The following is a 14,032-nucleotide window of genomic DNA, read 5'->3' as shown; positions in this document are numbered from 1 at the left end:
GCGTTATATGTGTTGTTTGATCTAGTTTTGTAAAGTAATACTAAAAGGAAACCGCAATAATCTTGGAGGTTATGATATGACTGACATAAATATTATTAGTTATGGGGATAAACTGCCAGTATTGGACCAAACAGTTTTCGTAGCCCCGGGAGCCCGTATTATTGGGCGGGTGGTTATAGGCGCGTATTCTAGTATCTGGTATAATGTGGTAATTCGTGGCGATGCAGATGAGGTGCGCATAGGTAGTGGCACTAATATCCAGGATGGTGCGGTTTTACATGAGGATGGTGGCTCGCCGCTGATTATTGGCGATAATGTTACGGTTGCGCATCACGCTACTTTGCATGGGTGTCACGTTAGGGATGGCGCCATGATTGGTATGGGAGCAATCGTGCTGTCCGGTGCTGTAATCGGTGAACACAGTGTCGTTGGTGCAGGTTCGCTCGTATTAGGGGGCAAAGAGATTCCGCCGCATTCACTGGTGATGGGTTCTCCAGCCAGAGTGGTGCGCGAATTAACTCCGGAAGATATAGATAATTTTGGTAAGATGGCGCGGCGTTATCGTGACCGGGTTAGATATTTCCTGGGAGAAATTGAAAACCCGGATTATTAGCACTGCCCCATGGTTAATTCATAGTTTGAACGTTTACTTGATAACCAGACTATATCTGTAAGGTTTAGCTAACTTTGTAAGGTAAGAAGTCATCAGTTCATTCGGGATCCAGTAAAACGATTGCTCGCCTCCCTCCCTGACCCAGCATCGGTCTTTCTATCAGGCCTATTACCTTCCGCTGTTACATAGTTCGCTCCCAAAGTTGTCACAGAATTTACTTTCTTTTCAGCACGCATTCACCCCCATAAATAACAAAAGTAACGGCTTTAGTATCGGGTCTGATTTTTTCTCAGTTAATCTATCCTATCTTCCACACGGGTAAACAGTATGCCGTTCGTAGCCAGCATACCGTTATAGTTCAGTACAAGGTGTTTAAAGAGGTTCTTGGCCAGGAAAGTCGAGCTTCATCATAAAAACTTTCTTTCTGTAAATACTAGCATAATTAGTATTAACTTTCGCGTATGTTGAAAACGAAAACAGATGTGTCAAATGAAGGAAGGTTTATGATGGCAAGCGACCTACAAAGAGATGAAATAAAATCATGGGTTAATAAAGATTCCCTAGCTCAGGCTTTAGCGATGGGTATGCATGGTGCTCCGGAAATTAAGCGTGATGAAAAGAACCGATATTTAGGCGAATTTAGGGAACGTGTTATACGGTTATTGAGTAAAAAGCAGGTTGCAGAACCGGCAGTATACCCGGAAATATTGGAGTCCTTAAAGGATCCTCGGGCAGCTAAAATGATCATCAGCGGTGATATCAATTACCGCTCAGCGGAAAAGTACCGCGAGTTAGCTGAGCAGGTAGGCAAAATTTGTACTGTTATTCACGACCCGGCTATGACAGGCGATACCGGATTGGTTATAGTAAGTAGCGACACTGTGGATGTAGCCGATATTTTTGTTCCAGACAGAAAAACAAGACTTGAACGGCTGGGAGTACCGGCAGCGTTGGTAAGTGCTGCGGGAAAAAAGGTGTGTGACAAGTGCTATGAAAAGATTACCGGCACAGCTCCCAGCGAAGCCATTAACTACAGTAAGTTGACTTTAGCCGACCGCTTCTGGGGAGACCATTGCGTTGCTTGCGATGGGAAGCACGGGGATGATTAATGCCCCGTGCTTCATTTTTTTATTATACGGATAGGGCTTTGCTCAGTGCGCCAACTAGTAAGGGTTGTTTGGCTGCGTCAGGTAAACATTGTAATATGTAAACGGCGGAACTTGCATCAGCTGGTCATGACTGAACAATATACTATACAATTATAGATAAGCTTGTTTTAGCACTTAAATAATAAGGTTTTATAAAAATAATACCTTATAAATTTATTTAGTTGACCAACGAAATTGGTGCAACTGGAACTGGGGTATTCAGAAGTATGGAATTTATCGAAAAATGAGTGTTGGTGTAAGAAAGTAACTAATAGGAGGATTCTTGCCACGATAGGTGGAAATTTCCTGTTGAAATTTACATGTGGTGGTGGTTTTTATGTTTCAATTGGAGAAGAGGCACCAACTCGCGCTGTTAATTTTGGCATCTGTAATCATGTTTGGCGCGGGGCATAAGTATGCAAGCATGCAAGCTGACGTACCTCTAGTGGCGGATCCGCTGGTGGCCGGCACAACCGAAACTATGAATGACGGTATCATGTCGGGGTCTAAGCAGGGTAATAATCCTACAACTGAGCAAAATATGCAGGTTGTTGTCCATGTGGCCGGAGAGGTGCAGAAACCTGGTGTATATCGCCTGCCAGCAGGTTCTCGGGTGGTGGATGCAGTGAATATGGCTTGCCCTACTGAAAATTCAGCACTGGACTACCTGAATTTAGCGGCTGCGCTGCAGGATGGGACGCAAATTACCATTTACAGCCTGGAACAGATAAGTCGGCAGCAATTGCCCGGCGCGGTACCTGGTGGGATAACTGCCGAAGGGGCTTCAGGGTCTGGTATTAGCGGCGGCGTTTCTGCCGGCGGTATTAATATCAATACCGCATCAATGGCCCAGCTGGAGCAATTGCCTGGGATTGGTCCAGCACTGGCTCAAAGGATTATTGATTACCGCACTCAGAAAGGTCCTTTTTTGCTTATTGAAGACATTCAAAACGTATCCGGCATTGGTGAAAAACGCTTTGAACAACTCAAAAGCTTGATTTGTGTCAATTAAACTATAAGGGCTCTATTCCTCCTATGCTACAATTATTTCCTTGGTATGATCCACAACCAAAATGGGGCGGATTTGAAAGGAAAACGTTATGAATCGACCATTGCTTGTTGTGACGATAAGTTTTACAACCGGAATTCTGTTAAACGCCATCTGGGGCTTTGTTCCCGGGGTACTTATCCTGTCTGCGCTGGCTTGTATTATAGCTGTGCTGACAGGCTATTTTTTTGCACAGTGGGATAACCGCTGGTTTTTTGCAACGCTCTTTATTCTGCTGGGTTGGTTTACCGCCGGTGTTGATGGGATGCAGCACCCGGCTGGACCGGAGCGTTTTGCCGGGCATTTTATCGCTCTTGATGGTCTGGTGACCCGTGAACCCGATGTGCGCAAAGGATATACAGGTTATGTGTTGGCAGCGGAGGCAGTTTGGTTAGGCGATAAGCGAGTGCCCGTCAAGGGGTTGACGCTGGTTAGAGTGTATGAAAGCAAAAGCATTACAGGGTTTAGTTATGGTGACCGCCTGCGGGTAAAGGGTTTGCTTTACCAGCCTGAAGAGCCAGGGAATTTTGGGGCTTTTAATTACCGGGCTTACCTGGCGCGGCGGGGCATTTATTGTTTAATGAAGGTTGCTCAACCGGACCATGTTCAATGTCTTGGGGTAGGAGGTAATGCCGCTGTGCGCCTTGCCCTGGAGAGTAAAGCCAGGCTACTTCAGGTGGCGTCCCAAACATTGGGCGAAAAGCAAACGGAGGTGCTGGCCGGGTTGCTGTTCGGTAATCAAAGCGGTATTGACCAATCGGTTAAAGATGTTTTTGCTCAAACCGGGGTTTCTCATGTGCTTTCCGTTAGCGGCTTGCACATGGCCTATGTGGTTGCCGGGGTATTGCTGCTGGCCGGGTGGCTTGGACTACCGCGCCGGGCTGTGCCTGCACTGACGCTAGTGGTACTGGTGTTTTATACAGTAATGACCGGCATGGGGCCGGCGGTGATACGGTCGGGCATTATGGCTATGCTGGCGCTTATGGCGGTGCAACTAGGTCGGGAAAGGGACTGGCCTAGCGCTCTGGCTCTGGCGGCACTGGTTATTCTGTTGTTTGAGCCTTCCGCTCTGTATGAAATAGGCTTTCAATTGTCCTTTGCCGCCACCTGGGGTATATTGTACCTGATGCCGCTGCTTAATGAGTTGTTGGTGGGGCGCTGGGGATGGCCACGCTGGTTTGGCTTGTCACTCGGAGTGACTATTGCCGCCCAGTTAGCTACTCTGCCCCTGCTGGTTTATTATTTCAACCTGGTTACTCCGATTGCTCCACTGGCTAATTTAGTACTTGTGCCGCTGGTGGGGATGATTATGCTGCTGGGGTTTGTTGGTTCAGTTGCCGGCCTTGTTTTTTTGCCTGCTGCTATGCTCATTAACGCGGGCACGGGGGTATTGATTGACTTATTTATTGGTTTGGCGCACCTGTTAAGTCTTTTGCCCGGTGGGTCGTCTTATATAGCTGCGCCTCCCTGGTATGCAGTGACCATATGGTATGTAGGGCTGGTTGGTCTGGTGGAAATAATTAGCGGTCGGGTAGCCCCGCCACCGGCTATACCCCTGTCTAAATATTTGCTGAACGCTCAAGACCGGTGGAATAGATTGGTTCCTACAGGAATTACAATTTTGTTAATGCTGATTATAATCTGGCCCTGGGGTGGTACGGGCGGTCAATTGCAGGTGCATTTTATTGATGTGGGCCAGGGCGACAGCATACTGGTACGTTTCCCAGGAGGGCGCACCATGCTGGTTGATGCAGGAGGACGCTTGGGGGACCTGGATGAGGGACGGGGAGTAGGAGATGCAATTGTTGTACCTTATTTACATCGTTTAGGTATGGATAAATTGGATGTGCTGGTTGTTACACACCCGCATGGTGACCACGCCGGTGGTGTGCCGCCAGTATTGGAAAAGCTGCGCGTTGGTTCGCTGGTGCTTTCGGGTGTCCCGGGCTATGAAGAACTACTTGAGCTGGTTGAGCCGCTTGATGTACCTGTTTACCGGGTTGGAGCGGGACAGTCTTTGCAAATTGATGAAGCGGTGGAGGTAACCGTGCTGGCCCCCGCTGGAAAAACAGCTGAAAGTGCAGCGGAGAATCTCAATAACGTTTCACTGGTGCTGCGTTTGGATTATGGTCAGGTGTCTTTTTTATTAACCGCAGACATAGAAGAAGAAGCCCAGCAAGCTTTGCTGGGCAGCGGGGCGGAACTGCAGTCTGATATACTTAAAGTGCCGCATCACGGCAGCCGTTTTTTTGAGCCTAAGTTTATTAGTGCGGTAGAGCCGGACTATGCCGTTATTCAGGTGGGTAAAAACAACCGGTTTGGGCACCCGGCCCAGGATACGTTGGAGGCATTATCTAGCACTGATGCTAAAGTTTTGCGCAACGACCGGGACGGGGCGGTGCTGTTTATCACTGATGGCCGGGATATAACGGTACAAACCGCTAGGTAAGCAAGATAATGTTGTCTTATTCAATAACGTGCATAAACACTGTTCGTCGGTGAACAGTGTTTATGGCGGAGTAACAAACGTCTTAATATCCTAATTGCTTAAACTATGGATGGGGGCAGGAATGCGACCGCCCCGCCCTATAAAATTTGCGGAAGAAAAGCGATGCACCGGCATCACCGGAGCCCTGCCCAGTAGACCACCGAATTCAACACTATCGCCTACCTGTTTGCCTGGTGCTGGAATTATGCGCACAGCGGTGGTTTTTTGGTTTATCATGCCAATAGCCATTTCATCTGCGATAATAGCGGAGATGGTTTCTGCTGGCGTATCGCCGGGCACGGCAATCATATCAAGTCCGACAGAGCACACACAGGTCATGGCCTCCAATTTGTCAAGATGTAATGCTCCTTCCTCTACTGCTCGAATCATGCCTGCGTCCTCACTTACCGGTATGAAAGCACCTGATAGCCCGCCCACATACGAAGAGGCCATTGCGCCACCTTTTTTCACTGCATCATTTAAAAGAGCCAGCGCTGCCGTAGTTCCGTGGGTGCCACAGCGCTCCAGTCCCATAGCCTCTAGTATTTCAGCCACGCTGTCGCCAATGGCCGGAGTAGGTGCCAGTGAAATATCTACAATACCAAAGGGCACACCCAAGCGCGCGGCTGCGGTGCGTCCCACCAGCTCGCCCATGCGAGTGATTTTAAAGGCAGATGTTTTCACGGTTGCAGCCAGAGTGCCAAAATCACCGCCCTTAACTCGTTCCACAGCCCGTTTTACCACTCCCGGGCCGCTTACCCCCACATTGATTACTGACTCGGGCTCACCAATGCCGTGAAAGGCCCCGGCCATAAAAGGGTTGTCCTCCGGCACATTAGCGAAAACCACTAGTTTGGCGCAGCCCAGCCCGTCCCGATCGGAAGTACGAAAGGCCACATCTTTGATGACCCTCCCCATCAGAGCTACAGCATCCATATTGATACCCGCCTTGGTGGTAGCCACGTTAACCGAGGCGCATACTCGTTCTGTTATATCCAGGGCGCTTGGGATGGTATCCAGCAGTTTTTGATCACCACTAGTGATGCCCTTATGAACTAAGGCTGAAAAACCGCCGATAAAGTTGACTCCCACCTCTGCCGCAGCCCGGTCCAGGGTTTCGGCATAGAGCAAGTAATCGTCTGTGTGGCTGCTCTCGGCCACCAGTGATATGGGAGTGACCGATATGCGCTTGTTTACTATCGGTATGCCGAATTCCCTGGCGATTTCCTCACCCACTGGTACCAAATTGCCGGCCAGTCGGGTGATTTTATCGTAAATTTTTTGGCAGGAGGCACGGGGGTCGGTATCGGCACAGTCGCGCAGGCTGATGCCCAGAGTGATTGTACGGATGTCCAGGTGTTCCTCTTGGACCATAGTAATGGTTTCAATTATTTCCTGTAAGGTGAGCAACTTAAGACCCCCTTTTTTATAGCCTGTGCATAAATTTAAAAGCGTCCTCATGCTGGACGTCTATCCGTACGCCCAGTTCAGCTCCCTTTGCCGCCAGGCGGTCCTTAAGCATAGACAGGTCGAGGCTGCTGTTTTCACTGTCCACAATTAGCACCATCACTAAAAATTCTTGCATGATGGTCTGGCTGATGTCCAGTATATTAAAGTTATTGGCAGCCAATATGCCAGTAACCCCGGCAATGATGCCTACCCGGTCGGGGCCGATTACGGTAATAATAATGCGCTTGCCCCTGTTTTCATCATTATCTATATATTTCATAGATATCTCTCCTCATCAGTCACAAATTGCTACTGCGCGTATTGGTGCACCATCTGAATCTGCAAATTTTAGTGGCCAACAGCAAAGAGTAAATATTTGTCCCACTAAACCGGCCAGGTTGGTTAAGTTTTCTAAAATTAAAATTTGGTGTTCGAGCAATATCTTATGTATGATAAAGTCGGTGGCACCTGCCGGGTCAATGGATATGGCGTCGGTACCCACTCCCTTAATACCCAAGCCTGCTAAGTAACGGGCTGTTTCCGAAGAAGGTGTCGGGAAGCCGGTAAAAAAAGCGGAAGTTCCCCATTTATGATACCACCCGGTGTAAAAAATAACAAAGTCAATACTGTTCGGCAGAGATAAGTTTATGCAATCTTTGGCTAGATCGGGAATATGAGATACGTCCAGCACTATGGCTTTACCATAAAAATGTTCCGCCGGAAGGGTATCTAGAGTATTGCCATCGGTCAATATATGAGCCGGAGCGTCAATGTGGGTGCCGGTGTGGGAATAAAAGGCCAATGCTTTTTCCCGGTAACCGTCCTTGGCTATGCTGCATGCCTCAGAGAGCTGCGGCGGTGCAGTGCCCGGGTAAACCGGCATATCCGGCTTGATAGTATGAGTTAGGTCGATAAATTGCATTTGTACACCGTCCTAATTTATATTAAAAATAATATATCGATATATTGATCGGGAATTTGTGGTATAATTACCGGAAGTATTTATGGAAGTCTTAATCGCAAAGTAAGAAAACAATGAGATGAGCCATTTAAATATAAATCATGGTGGTTCATCAAGATCGAAAATCCTTGAAGCTGCGACAGTGACTTCAAGGATTTTAGGTACTCCATTATGGTGCAATCTAAACCTTGCTAGATGAGGCAAGCGAGTCATATTGTGAATTTCTTCTATAATGTTAAAAGGCGACAACAGGATTGTCAAGGTTGTAGTTAAAACCGAACACTTGTCTTGGAGGTTATCATGAGAACTGCTTACTTTGATTGTTTTTCCGGGATCAGCGGTGATATGTGTTTGGGCGCACTGGTTGACGCTGGGGTGGATTTCAATCATTTATGCCGGGGTATTGCAGGGCTTGCCATAGATGGTTATGTATTACGAAGGGAGCAGGTGATTCGGGTCGGCATTGCTGCTGAGAATATTGTCGTTGAGGTATCTGCCGCAGAGCAACCAGTCCGCCGTTTGCCTGATATTGAACACATTATAATGACCAGTGATTTGCCAGAAGCAGTGAGGCATAAAAGCCGGCAGGTATTTCAAACACTGGCCCGGGCAGAGTCCAGGGTGCACAGAACCGCTCCTGACCAAGTTCACTTTCATGAAATTGGCGCGGTGGATGCCATAGTCGATGTGGTAGGCACCGTGCTGGGACTACAAATGCTGGGTATCCAAGAAGTATATGTTTCTTCGCTGCCGCTTGGCTCCGGTTTTATTCATTGTCAGCACGGTATCATACCTGCACCTGCCCCGGCTACGCTGGAGATTTTATCGGGGATTAACTTGCCGGTATTTGATGCCGGTGTACAGATGGAAACAGTTACTCCCACAGGGGCTGCACTAATGGCCACGTTATCTGAAGGGCGGGTGGGTTTGCCCAACATGACAATTGAGCGGGTCGGTTATGGCTCGGGTAAACATGAGTATGAACGGCCTAATTTATTAAGGTTAGTGGTCGGGAATATGGTATAGTATAAATGCCCAATGTTAAAATTTGACGAATTAAGTCAATAAGATTACATTTTTCAATGTGCAGCAAGAAACTAGACGAAGCATGGAACTTTTAGTATAATGTATAAAGCAGGTTTTGTGGGAGATGCTCTTTCTGCACAAGCCTATTTTTTTACTTTAATGTGTGCAGGTTACACATCAGGTGTTTGGTTGTTTCAGGCTAATAATTGTTTTGATTAACAGTTTCGAACGTTAGCGGTGCAATTGGACATGCATTGGTTTATGCGTGGTGAATTAATGCACATTTACATTAAGGATATGTTCACAAGCTAGGTATTCCCGAAGAGCAGCATCAAACAATTAATTATACTTCTAGTAACGGAAAGGATTATTTATTTTCCCGCCGGGGGGTGGTTGATACGGCTACCGGACAAGATAACAGTGATAAGGGTGTTCCCTTTAATTTAGGATACAAAATATGGTTGGAAAAAGACGGCGGTATTCAAGGGGATGGATTTTTTCAAATACTTGAGCATATTAAGCAAACCGGCAGCATTGCCGGGGCAGCTACAGCTATGAGTATGTCATACCGTACAGTATGGGGAAAAATTAAAACCGTAGAAAAAAAGTGGGGCATACCGCTGGTAATTACTAAGGTCGGTGGGGAAACAGGCGGTGGTGCAACCCTAACACCGAATGCAGAAAATATGCTGGCAAGTTATTATAACTTTAAGGAACAAGTGGATAAGGAGATACACAGAATTTTTAATAGCGTTTTTAAAGTTTAAATTTTTTATATACGTTATGGTTTATAGAACATATTGGATGTAAACTTCTTAATATAGAGTAGGATTGTTTTTTCAGAAAGGACCGGTAATCCATTATGGAGATGATTTGGGAAGGGTTGACCAAGGCTTTACAGATGCTGTTGTCTGGTGATCCGGTAGTGCTGCAGATAACCTGGTTTACTCTGCGGGTTTCAGGCACGGCAACTTTAATAAGCTTATTAATAGGGATTCCTTTAGGGCTCTTCCTGGCATTCAAAGTCTTTCCCGGCCGCAGCGTCGTAGTAAGTTTTGTGAACATGGGCATGGGACTACCCCCTGTGGTGGTAGGCCTGTGGGTAAGCCTGTTTCTTTGGCGTTCCGGCCCTCTGGGATTTTTGGATCTAATATATACACCTACAGCCATCATAATTGCTCAGGCTGTTATTGCTTCACCTATTGTAACAGGTTTTAGTATGGCAGCCATTGCACAGCTGAATCCTAAAATTAGGTTGCAAATATTAGCTCTGGGGGCATCCCGCTGGCAGCTTTACTGGCTGCTCATCAAGGAGACCCGTTTAGGATTACTGGCGGCAGTTATCGCCGGTTTTGGCGGGGTGGTTTCCGAGGTGGGTGCGGCCATGATGGTGGGCGGCAATATTCTGGGGCAGACCCGAACACTGACTACCGCTACTGTTATGGAGGTCAATAAGGGTAATTTTGATATCGGTATTGCTCTTAGTGTCATCCTCTTAACGCTAGCTTATCTGGTTACGTTTATTTTAACTGTTCTGCAGCAAAGGGGTCGCTATTAGAAGGCGATTTTATAAAATAAAGAAGGTGTAAATATGCAGGATAGATTCCAGCGACATATTAATTATCTAAGGATTTCACTTACCGACCGCTGCAACCTGCGTTGCGCTTATTGTATGCCCCCCGAAGGGATTCAATGGTTACCGCATAATGAGATTTTAACTATAGAAGAAATACTAGCTGTGGTAAAGGCTGGTGTAGAGGTAGGGATTAGAAAAGTACGTCTCACCGGTGGGGAACCGTTGGTTCGTCGTGGTATTGTTGACTTAATCAAAAGATTAAATGATATTCCAGAAATCGACGATATCGCTTTGACTACCAACGGTATGCTGTTAGGCGCTATGGCCAGCGATTTAAAGTCGGCCGGGCTAAAACGGGTGAATGTTAGCCTAGACACTTTAAACCCGATTCGTTTTCAGCGCATTACCCGGTACGGTAATCTGGAAATTGTGATGTGCAGTATAGACACTGCTTTGGAGTATGGTCTTGAGCCAGTCAAAATAAATACCGTGGCGATGCGGGGTTTTAATGATGATGAGTTAGTGGATTTGGCTAGGTTAACCCTGGAAAAACCACTGCACGTCAGGTTTATTGAATTAATGCCAATTGGTACTTCCGATGACTGGTCCCATATAAGGTTTATTTCCTCCCAGGAAATTAGGGAATTAATCAGCAAATCGTTGGGCAATCTGGAGGATGTAAAGAAAGTTACAGGCAGTGGTCCAGCTCGCTATTACCGTATATCTGGTGCCCTGGGTACGATTGGCTTTATTTCTGCAGTGAGCAATCATTTTTGTGCTACTTGTAATCGTATGCGCTTGACGGCCTCAGGCCAATTGCGACCCTGTTTGTTCAGTGGCCGGGAAGTTGACTTGAAACAAGTGCTGAGGTCCGGTGCTGGTCACGACGAACTGGTCTGCATATTCAAAGAGGCGATTATGTCCAAACCGAACAGTCATGATTTGACAGCTAGCTGGGAGAAGGATGACCGGATTATGTCCCAAATCGGAGGTTGATGAATTTATGAGTGATAATGGTTACCAGGGGTTGAATCATTTTGATGCTAGTGGCGCGGCCAGGATGGTGGATATCAGTGATAAAGATGAAACCGTGCGTGTGGCAGTAGCTCAGGGTGAGGTACTTATGCAGCCAGCAACGCTGGATTTAGTGGCCAGGGGCGGGATGGCAAAAGGTGATGTACTGGGTGTGGCCCGGGTGGCCGGTATTATGGCGGCGAAGGAGACGGGGCGATTTATTCCGATGGCTCATCCTATAACCTTGACCGGGGTTAATGTGGATTTTAGAATTGTGCAGCCCGATCGGGTGCTAATTCAGTCCCGGGTACGTACCACCGGTAAGACAGGAGTGGAGATGGAAGCCCTAACAGCAGTAACCGTGGCTGGTTTGACTATTTATGATATGTGTAAAGCGGTTGACCGGGGGATGGTGTTAGGACAGGTAAGATTAGTCCATAAAAGCGGTGGGAAAAGCGGCACATATGAAAGAGATGGTGAACAGATCTGGGGTATTTAGTAACGGTTTGTATCACCCAGAAAGGGGATGTACCAAGAGAATATCGGTAGCTGGTGAGCTACTGGCCGAGTATAGGTTGGCAGGAGCGCTCATGCCAATTGATAGCAACGCCTAAAAAGAAGGTTAGTGGGTTATGTATTTGGGTTATAGAACGGTGGTAATTTTTTATGAAGTATTTTATAGATTTTTTAGCGGAGCTTAAAAAAGGTAATATCTCACCGGTTTACCTGCTTTATGGCCCGGAAAGCTATTTACGGGACCAGGCCATTGAACTTCTTAAGAAATATGTTTTACCTCCGGGAGGAGAACAGATAAATTATGATGTGCTGGACGGCTCGACAATGTCAGGGCTGGAAATCGTTACTATTGCAACCAGCACGTCTTTTTTAGCAGGGCGACGGCTGGTGTTGGTACGCAGCCCGCAAATATTTGAGACGAAAGCAGAAAAAAACGAGCAAGATATTAAGCATATTTTGGGTTATTTAGCTTCTCCTTATGCCGGTACCTGTCTGGTTTTTGAAACCGCTCAAAACGTAGACAAGCGGAAAAAAATTTATAAGGAAATTGCCCGGGTAGGTCGGACTATCGAGTTTACCTTGTTGAAGCCGGCCGATCTTACTAAATGGCTTGCCAAGCGCGCCCGTGAGGAAGGCTGTAATATTGGACGTGAAGCCGTGGGAGAATTGCTAGCACGTTGCGGTCGTGATATGTATACCCTATATCACGAAATGGAGAAACTAGTAAGCTATACGGGGCCAGGGAAAACTATTAGCTTGGAGACCGTACGGCAGATGGTTGCTGCCCGGCTGGAGGATAGTATCTTCGAAGTCGTTGATGCTATTGGGGGAAAAAATTACGTACGGGCGTTGTCCGGTATCCGAAATCTACTAATGCACAAACAGCAACCTCAGCAGATTATTGGTATGGTGGCCAGGCAATTCAGACTGATTTTACAGGTGCAGGGACTAGCCCAGAAAGGTATGTCCCGGGAGCAGATCATTGCCGCCCTTAAATTGCACCCCTTTGTATATACTAAAATTTATGCGCAACGAAAAAACTTTCCGGCGGGGCAGCTGGTTAAGGCCTTAAACCATCTTACCGAGTTGGATTATGCGCTAAAAACCGGCCGGGCTGATTTTTATCCTGCTATTGAAACATTCATTTTGAAAATATGTATTTAAAAATAAATTAACCACCCATGTTTGTTTTAACTGGGTGGTAGTCTTTTAACCAGCGATATTTTTATTGAAAAACTTAGTCAGGCGGGATTTTTGGCGAGCTGCTGTATTTCTGTGCAATACACCTTTGGTAGCCGCCTTGTCTATAATAACGAGTGCCCGGCGTAATTTCATTTGTGCGTCTTCTTTGTTTTCAGAAGCCATTGCCTCATGAAAACGGCGTATCGCAGTGCGAACTGTTGATTTAATATGCCGGTTGCGCTCGGTGCGTTTTTTTGTAATTAGCACTCGCTTGGCAGCAGATTTAATATTAGGCATTTTTTCACCTCCCAACAGCGTCAATTTTACCATGTGCTTAAAAAAAATGCAAGCTCAGCCTGGTATACGGGCGGGTTTTTTGGTTAATCCTAATTATAGTTTTTAAAAAAGGAGGTGAGACATAAATGTCGCAATGGATTGGACTAGCCGTTCGTTTTGTTGTTTCAGCACTTGTATTAATAGTTGTTAGCTGGCTGGCCCCTGGTTTTGTCGTGCGTGGCGGTTTTACGGGTGCTTTAATTGCCGCCGCTGTGATTGCAGTGCTGGGCTATGTTGCTGAAGCACTGCTGGGTGACCGAATTTCACCTCAGAATCGCGGTATCGTGGGATTTCTTACTGCAGCCGTGGTAATCTACCTGGCGCAATTTATTATACCCGATATGCTCAGTGTCAGCCTGGTGGGAGCATTAATTTCAGCTTTCGTGGTTGGGCTGATCGATGCCGTAGTACCTACGGTGTTGCGCTGATTGACCAGGTATTGGTGAAGTATACAGGCTAGAATAATGAACGACCTTACCGGTTTTTCAAGTACACGTTTGTAGCAAGCTAAACCCCGCCGTGAAAAACGGCGGGGTTTAATAGTAAAAGACATGCAACAATAACAAACTAATTTTTTTACATATGTAATAATATCCCCCACTAGGACATAGTTATAGACAAGTCATCAGCTGTATAGTTTTAAGAAGCATGGCTTTTTCCGTATGTTTGAGCTAT

15 protein-coding genes are annotated in these 14,032 nt (G+C 46.6%); 11 read left to right on the top strand and 4 right to left on the bottom strand.

The genetic code is table 11. The features are described from left to right. Positions 1-76 precede the first annotated feature (76 nt). The 4 genes from SPSYN_RS13635 to SPSYN_RS13620 all read left to right on the top strand — a co-directional run bounded on the left by SPSYN_RS13635 (position 77) and on the right by SPSYN_RS13620 (position 5,258). A complete protein-coding gene (locus SPSYN_RS13635) occupies positions 77-613 on the top strand; it encodes a gamma carbonic anhydrase family protein (protein ID WP_161823047.1) in 537 nt (178 codons plus the stop codon). 503 nt (positions 614-1,116) lie between these two features. After that, the gene (locus SPSYN_RS13630; RefSeq protein WP_161823046.1) at positions 1,117-1,722 is read left to right on the top strand and encodes a YueI family protein; all 606 of its coding nucleotides are present in this window, start codon (positions 1,117-1,119) and stop codon (positions 1,720-1,722) included. Positions 1,723-2,098: 376 nt separating this feature from the next. Then, positions 2,099-2,773: a ComEA family DNA-binding protein gene (locus SPSYN_RS13625; RefSeq protein ID WP_161823045.1), complete on the top strand. Its 675-nt coding sequence runs from the start codon at positions 2,099-2,101 to the stop codon at positions 2,771-2,773. Between the two features lie 88 nt (positions 2,774-2,861). Continuing rightward, a complete protein-coding gene (locus tag SPSYN_RS13620; protein WP_161823044.1) occupies positions 2,862-5,258 on the top strand; it encodes a DNA internalization-related competence protein ComEC/Rec2 in 2,397 nt (798 codons plus the stop codon). Positions 5,259-5,348: 90 nt separating this feature from the next. On the opposite strand, the gene SPSYN_RS13615 is transcribed toward SPSYN_RS13620, so the two are convergent. The 3 genes from SPSYN_RS13615 to SPSYN_RS13605 are packed head-to-tail and all read right to left on the bottom strand — an operon-like array spanning position 5,349 to position 7,668. After that, positions 5,349-6,707: a PFL family protein gene (locus SPSYN_RS13615; protein WP_161823043.1), complete on the bottom strand. Its 1,359-nt coding sequence runs from the start codon at positions 6,705-6,707 to the stop codon at positions 5,349-5,351. Positions 6,708-6,723: 16 nt separating this feature from the next. After that, on the bottom strand, positions 6,724-7,026 hold the full coding sequence (locus SPSYN_RS13610) for an ACT domain-containing protein (RefSeq protein ID WP_161823042.1): 303 nt from the start codon (positions 7,024-7,026) through the stop codon (positions 6,724-6,726). Between the two features lie 15 nt (positions 7,027-7,041). Next, on the bottom strand, positions 7,042-7,668 hold the full coding sequence (locus SPSYN_RS13605; protein ID WP_161823041.1) for a cyclase family protein: 627 nt from the start codon (positions 7,666-7,668) through the stop codon (positions 7,042-7,044). Positions 7,669-8,007: 339 nt separating this feature from the next. Between SPSYN_RS13605 and larC the strand changes: the two genes are divergently transcribed. The 6 genes from larC to holA all read left to right on the top strand — a co-directional run bounded on the left by larC (position 8,008) and on the right by holA (position 13,003). Next, positions 8,008-8,733, top strand: coding sequence for a nickel pincer cofactor biosynthesis protein LarC (larC, locus tag SPSYN_RS13600; protein ID WP_161823040.1), 726 nt, complete (start codon positions 8,008-8,010; stop codon positions 8,731-8,733). A gap of 389 nt (positions 8,734-9,122) precedes the next feature. After that, a complete protein-coding gene (locus tag SPSYN_RS13595; RefSeq protein WP_161823039.1) occupies positions 9,123-9,500 on the top strand; it encodes a winged helix-turn-helix domain-containing protein in 378 nt (125 codons plus the stop codon). Between the two features lie 95 nt (positions 9,501-9,595). After that, positions 9,596-10,291 carry an ABC transporter permease gene (locus tag SPSYN_RS13590; protein WP_161823038.1) on the top strand — a complete coding sequence of 232 codons (696 nt, stop codon included), beginning with the start codon at positions 9,596-9,598 and terminating at the stop codon, positions 10,289-10,291. A 33-nt stretch (positions 10,292-10,324) separates the two neighbouring features. Next, positions 10,325-11,305: a GTP 3',8-cyclase MoaA gene (moaA, locus tag SPSYN_RS13585; RefSeq protein ID WP_161823037.1), complete on the top strand. Its 981-nt coding sequence runs from the start codon at positions 10,325-10,327 to the stop codon at positions 11,303-11,305. A gap of 7 nt (positions 11,306-11,312) precedes the next feature. After that, the gene (gene moaC / locus SPSYN_RS13580) at positions 11,313-11,822 is read left to right on the top strand and encodes a cyclic pyranopterin monophosphate synthase MoaC (RefSeq protein WP_161823036.1); all 510 of its coding nucleotides are present in this window, start codon (positions 11,313-11,315) and stop codon (positions 11,820-11,822) included. A 167-nt stretch (positions 11,823-11,989) separates the two neighbouring features. After that, on the top strand, positions 11,990-13,003 hold the full coding sequence (holA, locus tag SPSYN_RS13575; protein ID WP_161823035.1) for a DNA polymerase III subunit delta: 1,014 nt from the start codon (positions 11,990-11,992) through the stop codon (positions 13,001-13,003). A 45-nt stretch (positions 13,004-13,048) separates the two neighbouring features. On the opposite strand, the gene rpsT is transcribed toward holA, so the two are convergent. Continuing rightward, the gene (gene rpsT, locus SPSYN_RS13570; protein ID WP_161823034.1) at positions 13,049-13,318 is read right to left on the bottom strand and encodes a 30S ribosomal protein S20; all 270 of its coding nucleotides are present in this window, start codon (positions 13,316-13,318) and stop codon (positions 13,049-13,051) included. Between the two features lie 125 nt (positions 13,319-13,443). Between rpsT and SPSYN_RS13565 the strand changes: the two genes are divergently transcribed. Next, the gene (locus SPSYN_RS13565; RefSeq protein WP_161823033.1) at positions 13,444-13,785 is read left to right on the top strand and encodes a phage holin family protein; all 342 of its coding nucleotides are present in this window, start codon (positions 13,444-13,446) and stop codon (positions 13,783-13,785) included. The last annotated feature ends 247 nt before the right edge of the window (positions 13,786-14,032 follow it).

Source organism: Sporotomaculum syntrophicum (assembly GCF_009932395.1).
Taxonomy (GTDB): Bacteria; Bacillota; Desulfotomaculia; order Desulfotomaculales; family Desulfallaceae; genus Sporotomaculum; species Sporotomaculum syntrophicum.
This window is presented reverse-complemented; position numbering and strand designations above follow the sequence as displayed.

Bases quoted from the DNA above. Each gene is read 5' to 3' on its own strand.
- SPSYN_RS13605 (WP_161823041.1), bottom strand. From the start codon at position 7,668: ATGCAATTTATCGACCTAACTCATACTATCAAGCCGGATATGCCGGTT.
- SPSYN_RS13625 (WP_161823045.1), top strand. From the start codon at position 2,099: ATGTTTCAATTGGAGAAGAGGCACCAACTCGCGCTGTTAATTTTGGCA.
- SPSYN_RS13590 (WP_161823038.1), top strand. From the start codon at position 9,596: ATGGAGATGATTTGGGAAGGGTTGACCAAGGCTTTACAGATGCTGTTG.
- larC (WP_161823040.1), top strand. From the start codon at position 8,008: ATGAGAACTGCTTACTTTGATTGTTTTTCCGGGATCAGCGGTGATATG.
- SPSYN_RS13565 (WP_161823033.1), top strand. From the start codon at position 13,444: ATGTCGCAATGGATTGGACTAGCCGTTCGTTTTGTTGTTTCAGCACTT.
- SPSYN_RS13635 (WP_161823047.1), top strand. From the start codon at position 77: ATGACTGACATAAATATTATTAGTTATGGGGATAAACTGCCAGTATTG.
- rpsT (WP_161823034.1), bottom strand. From the start codon at position 13,318: ATGCCTAATATTAAATCTGCTGCCAAGCGAGTGCTAATTACAAAAAAA.
- moaC (WP_161823036.1), top strand. From the start codon at position 11,313: ATGAGTGATAATGGTTACCAGGGGTTGAATCATTTTGATGCTAGTGGC.
- holA (WP_161823035.1), top strand. From the start codon at position 11,990: ATGAAGTATTTTATAGATTTTTTAGCGGAGCTTAAAAAAGGTAATATC.
- moaA (WP_161823037.1), top strand. From the start codon at position 10,325: ATGCAGGATAGATTCCAGCGACATATTAATTATCTAAGGATTTCACTT.
- SPSYN_RS13620 (WP_161823044.1), top strand. From the start codon at position 2,862: ATGAATCGACCATTGCTTGTTGTGACGATAAGTTTTACAACCGGAATT.
- SPSYN_RS13630 (WP_161823046.1), top strand. From the start codon at position 1,117: ATGATGGCAAGCGACCTACAAAGAGATGAAATAAAATCATGGGTTAAT.
- SPSYN_RS13610 (WP_161823042.1), bottom strand. From the start codon at position 7,026: ATGAAATATATAGATAATGATGAAAACAGGGGCAAGCGCATTATTATT.